Origin of the sequence: Streptomyces sp. NBC_00984 (genome assembly GCF_045162475.1) — a bacterium.
GTDB lineage: Bacteria > Actinomycetota > Actinomycetes > Streptomycetales > Streptomycetaceae > Streptomyces.
Genome location: NZ_CP108734.1, coordinates 4,148,572 through 4,165,717, shown reverse-complemented (window position 1 = coordinate 4,165,717; position 17,146 = coordinate 4,148,572). Strand labels below are relative to the sequence as shown.

Genomic DNA, 17,146 nt, shown 5'->3' with positions numbered 1-17,146 from the left:
CGTACGGGGCCGCCGGGGGCCTACGCGGAGCCGCCGAGCACGTCCTCGCGTACGGCGGCCCACTCCAGGGAATGGCGGATGCCCTCCGTCAGCGAGTACCCCGGCCGCCATCCCAGCAGCCGCTCCGCCCGGTCACTCCGGGTGTACGCACCCGCGGCATCGCCCGGCCGGGCTCCGGCGTCCACGGCGGGCACGGGGGTGTCGATCACCTCGTTGAAGGCGTCGAGGAGTTCGCGCACGGTGGTGCCCGTCCCGGTGCCCAGGTTGATGACGGTGGAGCCGGCCGTCGGCAGGACGGCGTCGAAGGCGCCGAGCGCGGCCACATGCGCGGCGGCCAGGTCCCAGACATGGACGTAGTCCCGGATGCCGGAACCGTCGCGGGTCGGGTAGTCGGTCCCGGTGACCTGGAACGGAACACCCTCCTCCTGTGCCTGGATCATCTTGCCCAGGGCATGGCTCGGGCGCCGCAGCTGCAATCCGGTGCGCATCTTCGGGTCCGCGCCGATCGGGTTGAAGTAGCGCAGGGACAGCACCCGGAGCGGCTGGGAGGCGGCGATGTCGGCGAACATCGCCTCGCACACCGCCTTGGTGCGTGCGTACGGGCTCTGCGGCTCGATGGGCGAGTCCTCGTCGACCGTCAGATCGGCACCGGCGGCGTAGATGGAGGCGGACGAGCTGAAGATCATGCGGGTGCAGCCGTTGCGCAGCAGATGGCCGGCGAACTCCAGGCTGCTGGCCACGTTCGCCCGGTAGTACCCGATCGGGTCGGCGACCGATTCCGGGACCACGATCAGTGCCGCGCAGTGGACGACGGCGTCGATGTCCGGGTGCTCGGCGAAGACGCGGTCGATCAGGGGGCCGTCCGCGATGTCGCCCTCGTGGAAGGCCCGCCCCTGTGCGAACTCCCGTCGGCCCGTGACCAGGTTGTCGAGAACGACGGGGGTGATCCCGGCGTCCGAGCAGGCGGACGCGATCGTGCTGCCGATGTACCCCGCGCCTCCGGCGATCAGGACCTTCATGTCGTGCCTGCCTCTCTGAGATCGTGCGGCGATCGTAGGCCGGGGCGGTGCGCCGGGAATCAGGGCAACCGGGTCCGTGTGTGGAACCAGCCTCGACCTCCATGAGCATCCTGCGGGCTGTCCAGGGCTCTCGTCCAGGACGGGCCGGATCAGGCCGGGGTGCGGGCGCCCGGCCCTGTCCGACCCTGATCCGCCGGACAGGCCCTAGCCGCGACGCCCGAGCAGCGCCATGTCGTCCTCGTCGAGGGCCAGCCGCCCGGCGGCCATGTTCTCCTCGAGGTGGGCGAGCGAAGCGGTGCCGGGGATCTGCACGATCGAGGGCGAGCGGGCCAGGCCCCACGCGATGGCCACCTGGTACGCCGTCGCGCCGTGCCGCCCGCTCACCTTCCGGAGGTTCTCGCCGGCCAGGTCGGTGTGGCCGCCGCCGAGCGCGAAGAACGGCATGTACGCGATACCGGCGTCCGCGCACTCGTCGACGAGGGCGGCGTCGGCCTGGTCGAGCACGCCGAACCGGTTCTGGACGGCGGCGACCGGCGCGATCGACCGGGCCTCCGCGAGCTGCCCGCTCGTCACATTGCTGATGCCGAGCTGCCGGATCAGCCCTTCCTCGCGCAGTGCGGCCAGTACGGCGAACCGTTCGCCGATCGGATCGGCGACGTCCGAGCCCAGCCGCCCCACCCGCAGATGCACCAGGTCGAGAGTGTCGACCCCCAGGGACTCCAGATTCCGCTCCACCTCCCCGCGCAGCTGGTCGGGGCGGGCCTCGGCGTACATCTCACCGGTCTCGTCCCGCAGCGGGCCGACCTTGGTGGCGATGGTGACGTCCGGGGGATACGGGAACAGCGCCTCGCGCAGCAGGTCGTTGGCCCGGTGGGTGGGGGAGAAGTAGAAGGCGGCGGTGTCGATGTACCGCGCCCCGAGCTCGACGGCGCGCCGCGTCACGGCCACGGCCTTCGCCGTGTCACCGGCCGGCCCGCTCCACCGCCCCGGCAGCTGCATCGCGCCGAAGCCGAGCCGCGGGATGGTGACGGCGCCGCCCAGTTCGAAGACGCCGGGGCCGGAGGTGCTGGTGGTGCTGGTGGTGGGCGTGGGACCGGAGTCGGGGGTCGGGACGATCTGTGAGGAGGTCATGGGGGCAGCATCGCGCCCGGAGTGCCGGATCGTCACATTCATTCATTCCGGCATTCGTTCCGGCATTCGTTCCGGCATTCATTCCGGCCTTGGTTACCGTGGGCCGATGGCCCTCGAACCACCCTCCGGAATCAGAGTCTTCCCGCCTCACCCGATCCGGGACGTGCAGGCCACGTACGCACGTCAGAGCAGCTGCCCCTCCGACTTCGCGCAGGTCGTCGCGGACTTCGAGCCCTGGGAGGAAGGGGCCGAGTTCGAGGTCGCCGACAGCGCGTCGGTCAAGGGCCTGCCGGCCGAGGAGATCGCCTCGTTCCACGAGGGCTTCATCGAGGGGGTGCGCGAGGAGCTGGCCGCACTCGCCGACCGGGAGCCCGCAACGGCCGTCGCGGTGGCGGTCGTTCTGCGGCGCATCGAGGTGCACGAGGTCGACTCCCACCGAGGGGCGTTCCGGGCGGCCGGACGCGTTGCCGTGCGCAACGCCCTGGTGCGGGCGTACGGGCCGCCGCCCCGGCCCAGACGCCGCCACGGGTCAGCCGAGCGGTGAGGCGTGGCCCGGTCTGCATCCGGAGGGGACGCTGTTGCCGCTGATGTCGAAGTCTCCGCAGGTGAGGAAGACATCGTTGAATTGGCCGAGCAGGAAGGCCAGTGTGCCGACGAGCGCGACGACACCGATGACCGTCCTCCGCTGATGGACGGAGAGTTCCGACTCCCCGAACAGCAGGAGCTGGAGGAGCACCCAGGTCAACAGCGGGGTGCCGATGACGCTGATGATGCCGCCGGTCAGGAACAGCGCCTCTGCCAGTTGCCGCTGCGACGCGGCACGACGGCGGCGAGGACGAGCCATGCGCTGGGCAGCGCCAGGCAGGCCCAGTACATCCAGCCGTGGCGCGGCCCGCGCTCGCGCATCAGGAAGCCGGCCAGCAGCACGGCTGTCGACACCGCCCAGAGCGTGAGCATCTGGTAGTAGAAGATGACGTCGTAGGCGCCGAGCGTGAACGCGGGCTCCCAGACCGCCAGCGCTCCGCCACCCGCGATCACGGCGGTCTTCGGCACCACCGAGGCACCGCCGCGCGCGAGTTCGTGTCCGCGCCCGAGGCCACGTCCCCGCGCCGCGGGTCCCGCGGCCGCGTTCTCGCCTCGGCCTGCGGAGCGGGCGTCACCGTCATCCACGCCGCCACCCACGCCGTCATCCACGCCGTCATCCACGCCGTCATCCACGCCGTCATCCACGTCGTCATCCATGGGGATCCGTTTCCGGCATGGGGATATTTCCGCATATGTTACCCAGGGGCGCGCCTCTGCCGGGGCGTGGTCGGGCCGTCGGCGCACTCGTTGTGCCGGGACGGGGCAATGCCTGCCCGGACGGGCGTGTGGCGCCGTCGTCGATGGACGGCGAGAGGCCGGGGCTGCTGGACCTTCGCGCCCTGGTGTGAGGGCCGCCGCCGGACCCTGGGAGGGGGGCCTTGTGGGAGCCCTGCACCAAGACCTGGCGGAGCGTTCCAGGGCCTGGTGAACGGAGTCGGCCGGCGCGGACAGGCCTACGGTCGGTGCCCCGCCCGACCGTAGGCGGCGTGATCGTTCATCCGCGGATCCGGTGCTCGACGTGCGTGCAGCTCGACGTGCGTGCCGCTCGCTCCTACTGCTGGAGCTCCACGACATCGGCGACCACGCAGCTGACGTTGTCGGGGCCGCCGGAACCGTTGGCGAGGGCGATGAGTTCGCGGGCGGCCTGCGCGGGCTCCCTGATCTCGGAGAGCACCCGTCGGATTTCCGCTGTCCCCACGACGGTCGACAGGCCGTCGGAGCAGATCAGGTACCGGTCCCCCTGCCGGGCGTCGTGGAGGCGCATGTCGTGGGTGTCATCGGCTCCTTGGCCCAGGGCTCGTATCAGCAGAGCCCGCTGCGGGTGGGAGGCGGCCTCCTCCGGGGTGAGACGTCCTTCGTCGACCATCGACTGCACCATGGTGTGGTCGTGGGTGATCTGGAACAGCTCTCCGTCGCGCAGGAGGTGGATGCGGGAGTCGCCGATGTGGACGAGGGCCAGCTGTGAGCCGGTCCAGAGCATCGCGGTGAGTGTGGTGCCGGCCTCTTCGGGCGAGCCGGGTCCGGCGACGCCGTTGACGGCCTGTTTGGCCTGCTCGACGGCGTCTTCGAGGGCGTTGAGAAGATCCCCGGCCGGAATGCTTTCGGTTTCGAGGCGCTTGAGCGCGTCGATGGCGGCCGCGCCGGCCGGGGCTCCTGCGCTGCCGAAGCCGTCGGCGACGGCGAGCAGACGGGACCCGGCGTAGGCGGTGTCCTGGTTGCTCTCGCGGACGAGGCCCCTGTCGGAGAGGGCGGCGTAACGGATTCCCAGGGGCTTGGTGGTCGGAGACATGGTGGAGTCCTTCCAGGACAGATGGTCGATGAGGAAGGAAGCGAGGTCCCGCCGCGCGGCGGTGTCGGCCTCGACCTGGGCCCAGAACGCCCGGATCTCCTGGGCGGCCGCGGCCGACTCCAGCGTGCAGACGTGCTGGATACGGGCCAGGGGCATCCCCAGGCGCCGGAGCCAGGCGACCAGCCGGGCCCGGTCGAGCTGTTCCGGTGCGTACAGGCGATAGCCGCTCACCGGGTCGACGCGAGCGGGGGTCAGCAGTCCCAGCTCGTCGTAGAGACGCAGCGCCTTCGGCGACAGGCGGGACGCCTTCGCGAACGTCCCGATGGTCAGCAGCCCCATGCTCGCTCCTCCTCATGCCGAGCACATCGCCCGGCCCATCGATGCTGTGGCTTTCCCCAAGGTGAAGGTCAACTATCGGGGCACCGACTGCTCTTCCGTCCGTGGTGGCCGGCGCGGATGGGTCGCTGGGAGACGGGGGGACGAGGCGCTGGAGGCAACCCGGCGGTGTGCCGGAGGCCAGGTGACGTGGCGCGATGCCATAGGAATTCCCTATAGCGCGTGCCGGCATTTCGTCTTTGCCTCTCGTTCCTTTCCGTACGTACCGTGAAACAGCTCGGCGAGGTGCTCACCGCGAATTCTTGGAAGATTCGCGCTCTGCGCACGTCGATCATTTTTCCGTCGAGCGGATCATTGCGCGATCGAGAGGACCGGTGGCATGACCACGTTCGAGAACGGATCGGGAACGCGAGAACTCATGGGAAAGCGAGCTCTGGTCACGGGTGGTTCTCGTGGAATCGGAGCGGCCGTCGTACGCCGGCTCCTGGATGCGGGCGCCGAGGTGCTCACGACCGCCAGGTCGGCGACGAGCACGGTGCCGGAGGGGGCCACCTTCGTGGAGGCCGATGTGCGGACACGGGCAGGAGCGGAGGCGCTCGCCACGGCCGCGCAGGAGGTGCTCGGCGGGGTGGATGTCCTGGTCCACAACGCGGGTGGGGCGCGACCGCACGAGGGCGCGTCGGCCATCCCCGACGAGGAGTGGCAGGACGCGCTGGACCTGAACTTCCTGGCGTCGGTGCGGCTGGACTCGCTGCTGGTACCGGGGATGCGGGAACGGCGTTCGGGGATGATCGTGCACGTCTCCTCGGCCGCGGTCCTGACCCCGGTGGGACCGTTCCTGCACTACACCGCGGCGAAGGCGGCGCTGGAGAACTACAGCCGGGGGCTGGCCGCGGAGCTGGCCCCGTTCGGAATCCGGGTCAACACCGTGACTCCCGGCAGGGTCGCCACCCCCGGCGGCGAAGCGACGCGGGAGCAGTGGGCGCGCCTGGACCCGGCTCAGGGCCGGAACGGCATCACCGTGCCGCTGGGGCGCGACGGTCGGGCCGACGACATCGCCCACGCGGTGCTGTTTCTCGTGTCCGACCGGGCGAGCTGGCTGACCGGGAGCAATCTCGTCGTGGACGGCGGTGAATTCCCCAGAGGCTGACGCCTGACGCCGATGCAATACCGGAATGCCGGTCCGGTTTCGGCAAAAAGAATTCTGCGGTGCCCGGCTCCTTCCCGGAAGTCAGGAGACCGGTGGGAAGAAAGCGGACCCGGACCAGGTCTCCCGACGCAGGAATTCGAGCAGGGCCGTCTCCGCCGGGCCCGCGCCGGGCCGGACCACGGCGATGACGGGCTGGGACACGACCGGGAACACCGGGCGCACGAGGTGCTCGTGACCGTGGGGCACCGCGGAGGCCGGGACGAGCGTCACCCCCAGCCCGTGGGCGGCCCAGCGCACGGCCGTCGCCGTCTGGGAGACGCGGGCGGCCGTGGCCGGGGCCAGCCCGTTGTTCCGCAGTACGTCCAGCAGCACGCCGTCGAGCGCGCTGTCGCGGTCGAACCGCACCCACGGCTCCCCTTCCAGTTCGCGCAGCTCGACCCGGTCCGCGGCGAGCTGCCGGTGTCCGGCGCCCAGCACCACGACGAACTCCTCGTCGCCGAGGTGGTGGGCGTCGGCGGGGCTCTGCTCGCACGCCGCCATCAGGGCGAGGTCCAGTACGCCCCGGCGCCCCAGCCGCTCCAGCTCGGCGGAGCTGGGCTCCTCGAAGACGGTGACCTCCAGCCGCGGGAAGCGGCGACGCAGCGCGCCCAGCGCGCCCGGCAGCTGCCGCGTGCCGAAGCCCATCTGCACCGCGACCACCAACTCGCCCACCAGCTCATCGGCACCGGCCCGTGCCGTCGCCCTCGCCCGCCGCGCCGCGCTCACCGCGACCTCCGCCTCCCGCAGAAACGCGCGGCCGACCACGGTGGGCACCAGTCCGGTCGGCGTGCGGGCGAACAGTTCCACACCGAGCTCCCGCTCCAGGCCGCGGATCTGCTGGGACACCGACGGCTGAGCGACGTGCAGCAGCTCCGCCGCCGCCGTCACCGAGCCCTCCTCGGCAACGGCCAGGGCGTACTCGAACTGACGAAGGCTCATCGGCTCCCGTTCCCTCCCCTGCGGTGGACCGCGGTCCCCCCGTGGCAATCGTCGTCATAGCGGGCAACCCTGTTCCGCCGGCGGGGATTCCCGCGAAAACTGTCCCTTCTCATTGAATCTGTCCCGGTGTTAGGCCCCTGACCTGGTCGGAGCAGTTTCGTTGAGACTGGCGGGACCGGGTGCGTGTCATCCGATCTGCTTCATCGTGCAGCTTTGCTCGGGGGTCTCACGAAATCTGCTCCGTGTGGTGCATCTTCGATGGCGCTCCGCCGCGTGGTGCAGGCCGTGCAGATCTGTGCAGGGGGCTGGCGCCGGCGAGCACCGTAGTGCGCGACATAACCGATCGACACTCTGATCGTGAGGGCGTTAGCTGGGCAGCATGCCGGAACTGCGTACCGATCGTCTCCTGCTCCGCCGGTGGCGGGAGTCCGACCTCGAACCATGGGCGGCGATGAACGCCGATCCCGAAGTTCGGGAGCACCTGGGGGAACTGCTGACGCGGGAGCAGAGCGATGCCACGGTGGCACTCATGCAGGCCGAGTTCGACGAGCGAGGTTTTGGGTGGTGGGCGCTCGAAGCACGGGTGACCGGTGAGTTCATCGGCCGCGCCGGCTTGGACGAGGTGGGCGAGGACATGCCGTTCGCGGGGGTGGACGTCGGGTGGCGGTTGATACGTTCGGCGTGGGGTCACGGTTACGCCACCGAGGCCGCCCTTGCCTGCCTGGCCTTCGGCTTCGAGGCCCTCGGGCTGCCGGAGGTCGTTGCGTCGACGACCGTCAACAACCTTCGTTCCCAAGCGGTGATGCGGCGGATCGGCATGACCCGGGACCCGGCCGACGACTTCGAGGATCCGAGCGTGCCCGAGGGGCCGCTTCGCCAGTGTGTGCTGTACCGGACCCCCGCATGAAGGTGCCGATCTTGTTCCAGTGTGTCCTGAATGCAGAGGGGAATTCGATGTAGGAAGAACTTCTCGAAGCAGTGCTGCGTGACCGATGAAGGATTGGCCCTTCGAAGTCGCCCTGCGGGGGGAGGCTTCAAACCGCCTCATGCTGCGTTAGCCGAAGACTGTCGTGGTGAGCGATGAGGAAAAGGCGCCAAGAGGCGTCAGGTGGGGATCAGGGAGACGAACGCAAGTGAATCGTTGCTGACGTGTCGAAAAGATTCCGACGACATCAAAACCGGGAAGCTTGGAACCGTCCCGGGATAAGCCTGGCGGGAGCCCGCCGACTGGCCAGGCGGTGTCCGGCGTGGAGACGACGTGAACCTGATCTGCCGCGGTCATGTGGAACAGGAGAAGGCGCGTACCGATACAGCCCGTCCTGGTAGGGGTGGGTGAGAGGGAGCACCCCGAGCGGTTGCGCCGTGAAGGGGCCGAGTACCGATGCGGAACGCGCCGGCGGACCGGCTCGTAGTAGTGAAGAAGCCCCTGTAACGGGGGTGGAGCGAAGGGGCCGGGTCGTTCGTGACTGTGTTGATCGCATCAACTGGACGGTGTCCGGGAGGAGTTCGGTGGACCAGTTGAAGTCGCAGACCAAGCCGTTTGAGATCTCAAAGTGGGAAGTCAAAGAAGCATGGGAGGAAGTGAGGGCTAACAAGGGGGCACCGGGAGTGGACGGACAGGGGATGCCGCTCACGGCGGCGAGCCGGTGACCTGGAACAGGAGCACCGTGCTTCTGGCTCTCGGCAAGGAACTCCGGGAATTCGTAGGGGTGGGGCTTGTGGGTCTCTGCGATGCGCCAGACGAAGGAGCGCACGGTCTCGTTCAAGAAGGGCGTCACGGTGCGGGGAACTGGATGGAGTGGGAGGTCAAGCTGACCGGTCATGCCGAGACCTGGGCGTCCTGTTCTGCGGCGTGGTCCACAGGGATGTGATCGAGGAGGTCCTTGGTGATGCGCTCGCCGCCTTCGATGATCGCTGTCAGCGCGGCGGCCCGGACCAAGTGGGAGAGGCTTCCGATACTGCCGCCGGTGCGTTGGTGGAGGCAGCGGTCGAGGCCGGTCAGGGTGCCGGGCTCGTGGCGGTGCAGCCGCAAGGAGGACTCCAGGGTTGCCACCAGCCGCTTCCATTCTTCCTGGAAGGGGAACTGACCGGTCTTGACCATCACGCAACGACCGGCGATCTGCCTGCCCCGGACTCCGGTGAACAGTCCTTGCCGAGGGGTACGACGTCTGCCAGGGAGTCGTCCTCGTCAGGCTGATCGGTCTCGGGCTCTTCGAACGCGGGCTCGTCCGGAGGGCGGGCGCGCGAGGCGGATGTGTCGAGGACGGCCGGACGGCCAAGCGCGTTGGGGCGCCGCCGCTTGCGCCGGGGTGGAGTCCTCTCCGTGGAGGCTCCGGGCGGACCGTCGTGTGCACGCTGGAGCAACTTGCCGACCACTGCGTCGATTTCTTCTTCAGCGGGATCCGTGACGCCACTGTCGTGCAGTTCACTGATCGCGTTGTTCCAGTGCAGTTCGCCGAACGGGGCCGGGGCTGTGGACAGATGCTTCCAGAACAGGGTGATCCAGCCGCCGTGATGGTGGTTCCGCACCCAGATCCGGGTCACGTCGTAGGGGTCGGTGTGGACCTCCCACAGATCCTTGCCAAGCGCGAGAGCACCAGCACCAACAGCTCGCCACGGCTTCACGGGACAGTACGGCACCGCCGCGGTCCCTTTCGGCAAAACCACCGTCAGACGAACGCACGGACGCCTGCACCGAGCGCAACCCTCAACCCGCTACCGCCACTGGTCCGATCCTTCTCGCGGGACTGTGAAGCAACTCGCTGCGCAGGTCGTCCGGGACCCGTTCACTTCACTCTGCAGACTCGGCGGGAAACCGCAGATGGACAGGGAACGGACATCGGCGTGCCGGGTCATGAGAGGTGAGCGGCAGGAGGTCGAGACGGAGCTGATCGCGCAGGGGTACGTGGTGGAGGACGTACGCGACGCTCCTGACCGGCCAGGCAAGGAGTTCGTCTTCGTCGCGCGACGTCCGTAGCTCAGCCCACGGGAGACTTCGCTGTCCCGCCTCGCTGGAGCTGAGGCACGGCGGCCGTCTGACCTGGTGTGTCTCAGGTTGAGTGAGATGCCGAGTGTCCGTATGCCTCGCCCAACTGACGTCTGACTTGCGCCTCTTAGAGCCTGTCGGGTGGCCGGTTGATTACGCCGCGATGTAGTCCTCGACGGTGTTGGCTCGTGCGATCTTGCGGTGGGATTCATGGCTCCACCGCAAGGACTGCCCGGCGAGCCGGACGAGCATCAGACGGATCATTGCCACCTTGATCATGGCCTCGGAGGTCGCGGTCAGCCGTTCGTAGTCGCGGGCCAGCCGACGGTTTCGGACCAGCCAGCCGAAACTTCGCTCCACCACCCAGCGGCGGGGCAGGACCTTGAAGCCCTTGACGTCGTCGGTCCGTTTAACGATCTCGACGACGATGTTCAACGCGTCGCGAGCCCACGAAAGCAGCGTGGAATCAACGGAGTTGGCGTATCCGCCGTCGGCCCACACCAGACTGATCGTGCGGAAGCCCACGGCGAGCTGGGCCAGGACGGCGCGGCCTCCGGCCCGGTCCTGCACGGACGCGGAGGTGACGGCGACGACCAGCAGCAGGCCCATCGTGTCCACGATCACGTGTCTCTTCCGCCCTGTCGTTCGCTTGCCCGCATCGAATCCACGCGCCTCGCCGCCCTCGCTGGTCTTGATCGACTGGGCGTCGATCACCGCGGCCGACGGCTCGGGATCGCGTCCGGCCCCGATCCGGACCCGGCGGCGGAGCTCGTCGTGGACGCGGTCCCAGGTACCGTCCCGGCGCCACTTGGTGAACCAGCGGTGGGCCGCGTCCCAGGGCATCAGATCGCGCGGAAGCATCCGCCACTGGCAGCCCGACCGCAGCACGTAGAACACCGAGTCGAGCACCAACCGGTCTCCGTACTTGCGCATCCCGCCGCCTTTTCGCAGGTCACGCGCGGGAAGGAGCGGCTTGATGATCTCCCACATCTCATCGGTCAGGCTGGACGGATAGCATGGGCCGCTGACGGCCTCGGAGTTGTCGCACTGGCACACACCACGTGATCATTCCGGGGCCGTCGCCATGCCCCGAAGGCAGATCACGACCGTCACGCATCACGCATGGTCAGCCACCCGACAGGCTCTTAGAGCATCTGCGTCCGGATCCAGGCTTGCTGGAAGGACTGAGCCGCACGGCCGTCGGTACCTGTAAAAGCCTTCGCCCGTGCCGCCGCCCGGATGATGAGGTGGCACGGTGATGAACCACGATGAGACCGCGACCGTCCGACCGTTGACGCTGGTTTGGGTGAGTCGGCACCTGGAAGCTGGCGAACGGATCGTCAAAGCCGAGGCGCTGCACGGCGGCATCACCGCCGAGATGCGGAGGCTGATCATCGGCACACGGGACGGAGGCACCCGTGACCTGGTGCTGCGGAGCTACGTCGACCCGTTTTACATGGAGAACGCCGAGGACGGGCTGATTGGGGAGGCCGGCGCTCTGACCTTGCTCGAGGGGACCGCCGTGCCGGCTCCTTCACTGGTCGCGGTTGATCCGACCGCCGCGCAGTGCGAGTATCCGTCGCTCCTGATGACCCATCTGGCGGGCCGGACGGTCCTTGACGACATGGGAGTGGAGGCGCGTGTGCGCCTGCTGGCCCGTCAGCTTGTTGCGATCCACGCGGTGTACCCCGCTGAGCGGCCCCGGGAATATACGACGTTGACGACCGCCGACACCGTCGTGGTTCCCAAGGGCGCCGACGCGGCCGTATGGGCCGCGGCTATCGAAGTGATCCGCAGACCCGCGCCACCCTATGAAGGGCGCTTCCTGCACCGGGACTTCCAACCCGGCAACGTGCTGTTCGACGTGTCGCCTTCGAACCCGGAAGGCGCTCGGATCACCGGCGTCATCGACTGGGCAGGAGCCTCCTGGGGCCCGGCCGATCTCGATGTGGCGCACTGCTCCGTCAATCTCGCGCTGCTGCACGGCCCGGCTTGGGGGCTGCGGTTCGCCGAGGCGTACGAGGAGGCCGGCGGTGTGCTGGCTGCGAGCGTGAGCGAGCGGCTGTACTGGCGGGTGCGGGACGCGCTGGCCGCCTCGGAGGAAGTGCAGTCGGTGTCGCAGCCGTGGCGGGAGTCCGGGAGAACAGAGCTGACGACGCGAGCTGTGGAGGAGCGGCTGGATGCCTATGTCACCGCCCTGATGGACGCGCCGGGCTGACACGCGAGACACAGGGGCAGTTGCCCGAGATTGAGTGAGACGTACAGCCCGATGCCTCACATCGACCGAGACTGCTTCGGCTTCAGCGAGACAGGACATTCGCCGCGCAGATTGATCGGGACTCGATCACTTCGCCGAGCAGATCCAGCGGGAAACCCTCACAAGCACTGGGAACGGACACCTATCGTGCTCAGGCTCAAGAGGCCATGCGAGTGGTGTGGCGCACTTTTGCAAGCGTCTGCTTGCAAAAGTTAGCAAGGGTGGCGCACCATCGGGATATGGCATCACTCAACGTCGGCAATCTCGGTGAGTACCTGCGCGAGCAGCGGCGCAACGCGCAGCTGTCGCTGCGGCAGCTCGCCGATGCCGCCGGGGTGTCCAATCCCTACCTCAGCCAGATCGAGCGCGGGCTGCGCAAGCCGAGCGCCGAGGTGTTGCAGCAGGTCGCCAAGGCGCTGCGGATCTCCGCCGAGACCCTTTACGTACGGGCCGGGATTCTGGACGAGCGGGAGCGGGAGGAGCTGGAGACGCGGGCGGTGATTCTGGCCGATCCGTCCATAAACGAGCGGCAGAAGAGTGTCCTGCTGCAGATCTACGACTCCTTCCGCAGGGAGAACGGGTTCGAGCCCGGACCGGAATCCGGCGTCGCGGCCGGATCGGAGACCGGCGACGAATCAGGGCCGGACGTCGGTGCCGATGCCGATGCGGCCTCGAAGCCGTCAACGTCTTCGGCGCCGTCAACGCCGTCAACGCCGTCAAGGCCTTCAACGCCAGAGAAACCCTCACACTGAGTCTGATGATCCGGGAGGACCACAGTCATGGCCATCACCGATGACCTGCGCAAGACCCTCACCGACCCGACCCCCCTCTACTTCGCCGCCGGTACGGCCGACCTCGCCGTCGAGCAGGCGCGCAAGGTCCCGGCGCTGATCGAGCAGCTGCGTACCGAGGCGCCGGAGCGTATCGAGGCCGTGCGCAACGCCGACCCCAGGGCCGTGCAGGAGAAGGTGACCTCGCAGGCCAAGGAGGCGCAGGCCACCATGCAGGCCAAGGTCACCGAGGTGATCGGATCGTTCGACAGCGACCTGCGGAAGCTGGGCGAGAATGCGCAGGACCTGGCGCTGCGGAGCCTGGGTGTGGCCGCGGAGTACGCGGTGCGGGCCCGGGAGACGTACGAGAAGGTCGCCGAGCGCGGCGAGCAGACCGTGAAGAACTGGCGTGGCGAGACGGCCGACGAGATCGTCGAGATCGCCGTCGTCGTCGAGCCGCGCAAGGAGTCCAAGCCGACGGGCACCGCGAGGACCGGGACGGCCGCCAAGCCCGGCCCGGCGAAGTCCGCACCCGCGCCGAAGCCCGCGCCGAAGCCCGCGCCGAAGCCCGCGCCGAAGGCCGCCAAGCCGGAGAGCAAGGCCCCGGCCGCGCCCGCCAGGAAGGCGCCCGTGCACAAGCCCGTCGCGAAGAAGACCACTCCGCCGACCGCCAAGTAGGACCCCGGCGCCGCAGCACCCTCGGCGGTGCTGTGGCGCCGCAGTGTGTAGCGGGGCGCGGGCCGGGCACCTTCAGGGGTGCCCGGTCCGTTGTCCCGGTACCTTGGCCGCGAGGCGCTCATCCACTTATTAGGCGGTGCACACACCATGTTGCTCACAGGATTCAGCACACTCGTCTGGCTGCTCTACATGGTCATGCTCGTGCTGGCCGTGGTCGCACTGATCATGGCCGCGATGGCCCGTGAGGACGCCTACCGGGCCGCGGACAAGCAGAAGAAGTCCTTCTGGCTGCTCATCCTCGGCATCACCGTCGCCGTGAACCTCTTCGTGCCGATGCTGTTCCTGCAGCTCGCGGGGGCGGTCGCCTCCATCGTCTTCCTGGTGGACGTGCGACCCGCCCTTCAGGCGGTCTCGGGTGGCGGCCGCGGCCGGCGCGGCGGCTCCAGCAGCGACGGTCCGTACGGGCCCTACAACGGCGGGCGCTGAGCGTTCGCGGGGTTCGCCGCGCTCACGCGGGCCGTGGGTGATGCCGATCCGGGGCGGGGGCGCGGGATGCTCCGGCCCCGGTCGCCGTCGGGGATCCGGCGGGGGACGTGTGCCTGGTCGCGGTCGAGCAGGAGGACCGCGACGTCGTCGGTCAGTTCGCCGCCGTTCAGCTCCCGCACCTGGGTGACCGCGGCCTCCAGGAGATCCTCGCCGGTGAGCCCCTCCGCCAGCTGCCGGTTGATCATCGCGACCATGCCGTCCTGGCCCAGCCGCTGAGTGCCGGCCGGGCCCACGCGTCCCTCGATCAGCCCGTCCGTGTACATCATCAGGCTCCAGGAGCCGCCGAGATCCACCTGCCTGCGCGGCCAGCGTGCGCGCGGCAGCAGGCCCAGGGCCGGTCCGCCGTCCTCGTACGGAAGAAGGTGCGCGGCCTGTCCGGGCCGGGCGACCAGCGGGGCGGGGTGGCCCGCCAGGCAGAGTCCGGCGCGCCGGCCGTCGGGGGCGATGTCCACGGTGCAGAGCGTCGCGAAGATCTCCTCGCTCTCCCGCTCGTGCTCCAGTACCTGCTGGAGGGTGGAGAGCAGTTCGTCGCCGCAGAGCCCGGCCAGGGTCAACGCCCGCCAGGCTATGCGCAGTTCCACGCCGAGCGCCGCCTCGTCGGGGCCGTGCCCGCAGACGTCGCCGATCATCACGTGGACGGTGCCGTCGGGCGTGCGGACCGTGTCGTAGAAGTCCCCGCCGAGCAGCGCGCGGCTGCGGCCGGGGCGGTAGCGGGCCGCGAAACGCAGATCGGAACCGTCGAGCAGCGGTGTGGGGAGCAGGCCGCGTTCGAGGCGGGCGTTCTCCTGGGCGCGCAGCGTGGACTCGGTGAGCCGGCGCTGGGCGATGTCGGCGCGTTTGCGCTCGACGGCGTACCGGATGGCGCGGCTGAGCAGCCGGCCGTCGAGTTCGTCGCGGAAGAGGTAGTCCTGGGCGCCGACCCGTACCGCCGCGGCGGCCAGCTCGGTGTCGTCCTCCGCCGTGAGGGCGAGGACCGCGTGGCGCGGGGCGATCCGCAGGACGTGCTTGAGGGTGGCGAGCTCGTCGGCTCCCGCCGCGTCCCCGGCCACGGAGGCGCGGGTCTCGCTGCCGGTGGGCAGGGCGAGGTCCAGCAGGATGCAGTCGACGTCGTCCGTGAGGAGCCGACCCGCCTCGGTCAGGTTGCGGGCGGTGCGGATACGCACCCTCGTGCCGGCCGCGGCCGGGAGCTCGGGGACGGTGAAGGTGCCCGCCGGGTCGTCCTCGATCACCAGGAGGGTGAGGTCGGCGCCGTGGGAGGCCTCCGCAGGGGCGTCGGCACCTTGCTGCGGTACGGGTACGGGCATCGGTTCGGGTTTCCTTCCCTCCCCCCGAGGGCGCGGCGGGACGACGATCGACGACCTGCCAGACGGGGACGATAGCGGTCCGCGGCGGGGGAACGGAATGGCGTTCCGGGATCGGCCTCCGGCATATGCACAGCCATAAGCCGCGTCAGGTCACGGATCCGGCGAGATGGGCCGGGGTGGGGGCGGGTGTCCGGGCATGACAAAGGTCACGCGGGGTGGTGGGCGGCGGGTGGCGCGGGTCACGCACCTGGGCAGGGCGGGGTGCCATGGGGTGCCCGGCTAGGTGTCCGGGGGCGTCCGGAGGCGTCCGGGGAACGCCTTGTCCTCAACCGCCGGACGGGTTCGATCTGCCGGACGAGCTCGCCCGGACGAGCCCAGTCACCGGACGGCCCCGCCCTGCCGGGCGCGGCCCGATCTGCCGGGGCGGCGGTTACTTGTCCGGGCGTACGACGCCGAGTATCTGCATCGAGCCCGCACCCGCCAGCGTGACGTTGCGGCCGGGGCGGGGGGCGTGCACGATCGCGCCGTCGCCGATGTACATGCCCACGTGGCTGGCGTCACCGAAGTAGATGATCAGGTCGCCGGGGCGCATGTCCTTGATGGCGATGTGCGGCAGCAGCCGCCACTGCTCCTGCGAGGTGCGGGGGATCGGCCGGCCCGCCGCCGCCCAGGCCTGGGACGTGAGCCCCGAACAGTCGTACGAACTCGGGCCCTCGTCCCCCCAGCCGTACGGCTTGCCGATCTGCGCGGTTGCGAAGGCCACCGCCTTCTTGCCGCTCGCGCTCGCCTCGCGGTTGATGTCCTTCAGGGCGCCGGAGCTGAGCCAGGCCGTCTGCTGCTTGTACTCGGCCTCCTGCTCCAGCTTGAGCAGGCGGGCCCGCTCCTCCTTCTTCAGCCGCGACTCCAGCTTCTTCGCGGCGTCGATCTGCGCGTTGATCTTCTTCTTGGCCTTGGCCTGCTTGATCCGGTTGGCTTCGAGCTTCTTCCAGTTGGTGCTCGCGTCCTTGGTGTACGTCTCCAGGTCCTGCTGGGTCCTGGTCAGTTCGCCGAGCACGCCCTGGGCGGCCTGCTGGCCCTCTCTGACGCGGCTCACCCCGTCCAGGAACAGCTGCGGGTCGTCGCTGAGCATGAACTGGGCGCCGGGCGGCAGTCCGCCGGTGCGGTACTGCTCGCGGGCCTGGGCGCCCGCCTGGCTCTTGAGCTCGGCGATCTTCGACTGGCCCACGACTATGGCGCGGGCCAGCTTCACGATCTCGCCGGACTGCTTCTTGGCCTTCTCCTCGGCGAGGTTGTACGCGTCGGTGGCCGTCCCGGCCTTGCGGTAGAGGGCGTCGATCTCCTTGCGCACCTCTTCGAGGCTCTTCTTCGGCGCCTCGGCCCCGGAGGCGGCCCGCCCGTCGGAGGGGGATGGGGGCGCGGGCGTGGCGAAGGCCTGGACCGGCGTGATGAGTACGGTCAGCGCGCATACCAGAGTGATCGCGGCTGAGGCACAGTGACGTCGGTTCACGAGATTCCCCTCCGAATGAATCTGATTTACCGTCAGTAACTTTTCGCCGATGTCGAGATCGTGCCATGCCGTACCGAAAAGCAACAGAGGCGCACGCCTGCTGTCCTGGC

Annotated in this window: 18 protein-coding genes and 1 pseudogene; 8 read left to right on the top strand and 11 right to left on the bottom strand. The window is 69.4% G+C overall.

Annotated features, from left to right (window positions below):
• Nucleotides 1-20: 20 nt before the first annotated feature.
• Together galE and OG520_RS18405 are read right to left on the bottom strand one after the other, a co-directional pair.
• On the bottom strand, nucleotides 21-1,019 hold the full coding sequence (gene galE / locus OG520_RS18410) for a UDP-glucose 4-epimerase GalE (protein ID WP_406013882.1): 999 nt from the start codon (nucleotides 1,017-1,019) through the stop codon (nucleotides 21-23).
• Nucleotides 1,020-1,223: 204 nt separating this feature from the next.
• Nucleotides 1,224-2,150 carry an oxidoreductase gene (locus OG520_RS18405; RefSeq protein WP_406013881.1) on the bottom strand — a complete coding sequence of 309 codons (927 nt, stop codon included), beginning with the start codon at nucleotides 2,148-2,150 and terminating at the stop codon, nucleotides 1,224-1,226.
• A 106-nt stretch (nucleotides 2,151-2,256) separates the two neighbouring features.
• On the opposite strand from OG520_RS18405, the gene OG520_RS18400 reads away from it, so the two are divergent.
• Complete coding sequence (locus OG520_RS18400; RefSeq protein WP_406013880.1) at nucleotides 2,257-2,694, top strand: hypothetical protein; 438 nt, start codon at nucleotides 2,257-2,259, stop codon at nucleotides 2,692-2,694.
• On the opposite strand, the gene OG520_RS18395 is transcribed toward OG520_RS18400, so the two are convergent.
• The 3 genes from OG520_RS18395 to OG520_RS18385 form a co-directional block, all read right to left on the bottom strand.
• Nucleotides 2,680-2,994: a hypothetical protein gene (locus tag OG520_RS18395; protein ID WP_406013879.1), complete on the bottom strand. Its 315-nt coding sequence runs from the start codon at nucleotides 2,992-2,994 to the stop codon at nucleotides 2,680-2,682. The two genes, OG520_RS18400 and OG520_RS18395, sit on opposite strands and share 15 nt — an antisense overlap.
• Complete coding sequence (locus OG520_RS18390; protein WP_406013878.1) at nucleotides 2,931-3,392, bottom strand: hypothetical protein; 462 nt, start codon at nucleotides 3,390-3,392, stop codon at nucleotides 2,931-2,933. The genes OG520_RS18395 and OG520_RS18390 overlap by 64 nt, the downstream gene beginning before the upstream one ends.
• 394 nt (nucleotides 3,393-3,786) lie before the next feature.
• Nucleotides 3,787-4,863, bottom strand: coding sequence for a MerR family transcriptional regulator (locus tag OG520_RS18385; protein ID WP_406013877.1), 1,077 nt, complete (start codon nucleotides 4,861-4,863; stop codon nucleotides 3,787-3,789).
• Nucleotides 4,864-5,239: 376 nt separating this feature from the next.
• On the opposite strand from OG520_RS18385, the gene OG520_RS18380 reads away from it, so the two are divergent.
• Nucleotides 5,240-6,010 (top strand): SDR family oxidoreductase, encoded by a 771-nt coding sequence (locus OG520_RS18380; RefSeq protein ID WP_406013876.1) that lies wholly within the window; start codon nucleotides 5,240-5,242, stop codon nucleotides 6,008-6,010.
• 81 nt (nucleotides 6,011-6,091) lie between these two features.
• Here OG520_RS18380 and OG520_RS18375 read toward each other — a convergent pair whose 3' ends face one another.
• Nucleotides 6,092-6,988 carry a LysR family transcriptional regulator gene (locus OG520_RS18375; RefSeq protein ID WP_406013875.1) on the bottom strand — a complete coding sequence of 299 codons (897 nt, stop codon included), beginning with the start codon at nucleotides 6,986-6,988 and terminating at the stop codon, nucleotides 6,092-6,094.
• A gap of 379 nt (nucleotides 6,989-7,367) precedes the next feature.
• Between OG520_RS18375 and OG520_RS18370 the strand changes: the two genes are divergently transcribed.
• Nucleotides 7,368-7,895: a GNAT family N-acetyltransferase gene (locus OG520_RS18370; protein ID WP_406013874.1), complete on the top strand. Its 528-nt coding sequence runs from the start codon at nucleotides 7,368-7,370 to the stop codon at nucleotides 7,893-7,895.
• A 912-nt stretch (nucleotides 7,896-8,807) separates the two neighbouring features.
• Here OG520_RS18370 and OG520_RS18365 read toward each other — a convergent pair.
• Nucleotides 8,808-9,092, bottom strand: a complete 285-nt coding sequence (locus OG520_RS18365; protein WP_406013873.1) for a hypothetical protein — start codon at nucleotides 9,090-9,092, stop codon at nucleotides 8,808-8,810.
• Nucleotides 9,089-9,628, bottom strand: a complete 540-nt coding sequence (locus OG520_RS18360) for a hypothetical protein (protein ID WP_406013872.1) — start codon at nucleotides 9,626-9,628, stop codon at nucleotides 9,089-9,091. Before OG520_RS18360 ends, OG520_RS18365 begins: the two co-directional genes overlap by 4 nt.
• Nucleotides 9,629-9,851: 223 nt before the next feature.
• Between OG520_RS18360 and OG520_RS18355 the strand changes: the two are divergent.
• Nucleotides 9,852-9,965, top strand: a pseudogene (locus OG520_RS18355) (SAM-dependent methyltransferase); the annotation flags it as partial.
• A gap of 162 nt (nucleotides 9,966-10,127) precedes the next feature.
• On the opposite strand, the gene OG520_RS18350 reads toward OG520_RS18355, so the two are convergent.
• Nucleotides 10,128-11,030: an IS5 family transposase gene (locus OG520_RS18350; protein ID WP_406013871.1), complete on the bottom strand. Its 903-nt coding sequence runs from the start codon at nucleotides 11,028-11,030 to the stop codon at nucleotides 10,128-10,130.
• Nucleotides 11,031-11,232: 202 nt separating this feature from the next.
• Between OG520_RS18350 and OG520_RS18345 the strand changes: the two genes are divergently transcribed.
• The 4 genes from OG520_RS18345 (at nucleotide 11,233) to OG520_RS18330 (ending at nucleotide 14,165) form a co-directional block, all read left to right on the top strand.
• The gene (locus OG520_RS18345) at nucleotides 11,233-12,192 is read left to right on the top strand and encodes a phosphotransferase family protein (protein WP_406013870.1); all 960 of its coding nucleotides are present in this window, start codon (nucleotides 11,233-11,235) and stop codon (nucleotides 12,190-12,192) included.
• Nucleotides 12,193-12,470: 278 nt separating this feature from the next.
• Complete coding sequence (locus tag OG520_RS18340) at nucleotides 12,471-12,983, top strand: helix-turn-helix domain-containing protein (RefSeq protein WP_406013869.1); 513 nt, start codon at nucleotides 12,471-12,473, stop codon at nucleotides 12,981-12,983.
• A gap of 27 nt (nucleotides 12,984-13,010) precedes the next feature.
• The gene (locus OG520_RS18335) at nucleotides 13,011-13,679 is read left to right on the top strand and encodes a hypothetical protein (RefSeq protein ID WP_406013868.1); all 669 of its coding nucleotides are present in this window, start codon (nucleotides 13,011-13,013) and stop codon (nucleotides 13,677-13,679) included.
• Between the two features lie 147 nt (nucleotides 13,680-13,826).
• Nucleotides 13,827-14,165: a DUF2516 family protein gene (locus tag OG520_RS18330; RefSeq protein ID WP_385332349.1), complete on the top strand. Its 339-nt coding sequence runs from the start codon at nucleotides 13,827-13,829 to the stop codon at nucleotides 14,163-14,165.
• Here the strand turns inward: OG520_RS18330 and OG520_RS18325 are convergent.
• Together OG520_RS18325 and OG520_RS18320 are read right to left on the bottom strand one after the other, a co-directional pair.
• Nucleotides 14,147-15,529 carry a PP2C family protein-serine/threonine phosphatase gene (locus OG520_RS18325; protein WP_406013867.1) on the bottom strand — a complete coding sequence of 461 codons (1,383 nt, stop codon included), beginning with the start codon at nucleotides 15,527-15,529 and terminating at the stop codon, nucleotides 14,147-14,149. The two genes, OG520_RS18330 and OG520_RS18325, sit on opposite strands and share 19 nt — an antisense overlap.
• Nucleotides 15,530-15,959: 430 nt before the next feature.
• Nucleotides 15,960-17,036 carry a C40 family peptidase gene (locus OG520_RS18320; RefSeq protein WP_399334524.1) on the bottom strand — a complete coding sequence of 359 codons (1,077 nt, stop codon included), beginning with the start codon at nucleotides 17,034-17,036 and terminating at the stop codon, nucleotides 15,960-15,962.
• Nucleotides 17,037-17,146: the final 110 nt, after the last annotated feature.

Coding starts and splice junctions, on each gene's coding strand:
- galE (WP_406013882.1), bottom strand. CDS start 1,019: ATGAAGGTCCTGATCGCCGGAGGCGCGGGGTACATCGGCAGCACGATC.
- OG520_RS18405 (WP_406013881.1), bottom strand. CDS start 2,150: ATGACCTCCTCACAGATCGTCCCGACCCCCGACTCCGGTCCCACGCCC.
- OG520_RS18400 (WP_406013880.1), top strand. CDS start 2,257: ATGGCCCTCGAACCACCCTCCGGAATCAGAGTCTTCCCGCCTCACCCG.
- OG520_RS18395 (WP_406013879.1), bottom strand. CDS start 2,994: ATGGCTCGTCCTCGCCGCCGTCGTGCCGCGTCGCAGCGGCAACTGGCA.
- OG520_RS18390 (WP_406013878.1), bottom strand. CDS start 3,392: ATGGATGACGACGTGGATGACGGCGTGGATGACGGCGTGGATGACGGC.
- OG520_RS18385 (WP_406013877.1), bottom strand. CDS start 4,863: ATGGGGCTGCTGACCATCGGGACGTTCGCGAAGGCGTCCCGCCTGTCG.
- OG520_RS18380 (WP_406013876.1), top strand. CDS start 5,240: ATGACCACGTTCGAGAACGGATCGGGAACGCGAGAACTCATGGGAAAG.
- OG520_RS18375 (WP_406013875.1), bottom strand. CDS start 6,988: ATGAGCCTTCGTCAGTTCGAGTACGCCCTGGCCGTTGCCGAGGAGGGC.
- OG520_RS18370 (WP_406013874.1), top strand. CDS start 7,368: ATGCCGGAACTGCGTACCGATCGTCTCCTGCTCCGCCGGTGGCGGGAG.
- OG520_RS18345 (WP_406013870.1), top strand. CDS start 11,233: ATGAACCACGATGAGACCGCGACCGTCCGACCGTTGACGCTGGTTTGG.
- OG520_RS18340 (WP_406013869.1), top strand. CDS start 12,471: ATGGCATCACTCAACGTCGGCAATCTCGGTGAGTACCTGCGCGAGCAG.
- OG520_RS18335 (WP_406013868.1), top strand. CDS start 13,011: ATGGCCATCACCGATGACCTGCGCAAGACCCTCACCGACCCGACCCCC.
- OG520_RS18330 (WP_385332349.1), top strand. CDS start 13,827: ATGTTGCTCACAGGATTCAGCACACTCGTCTGGCTGCTCTACATGGTC.
- OG520_RS18325 (WP_406013867.1), bottom strand. CDS start 15,529: ATGCCCGTACCCGTACCGCAGCAAGGTGCCGACGCCCCTGCGGAGGCC.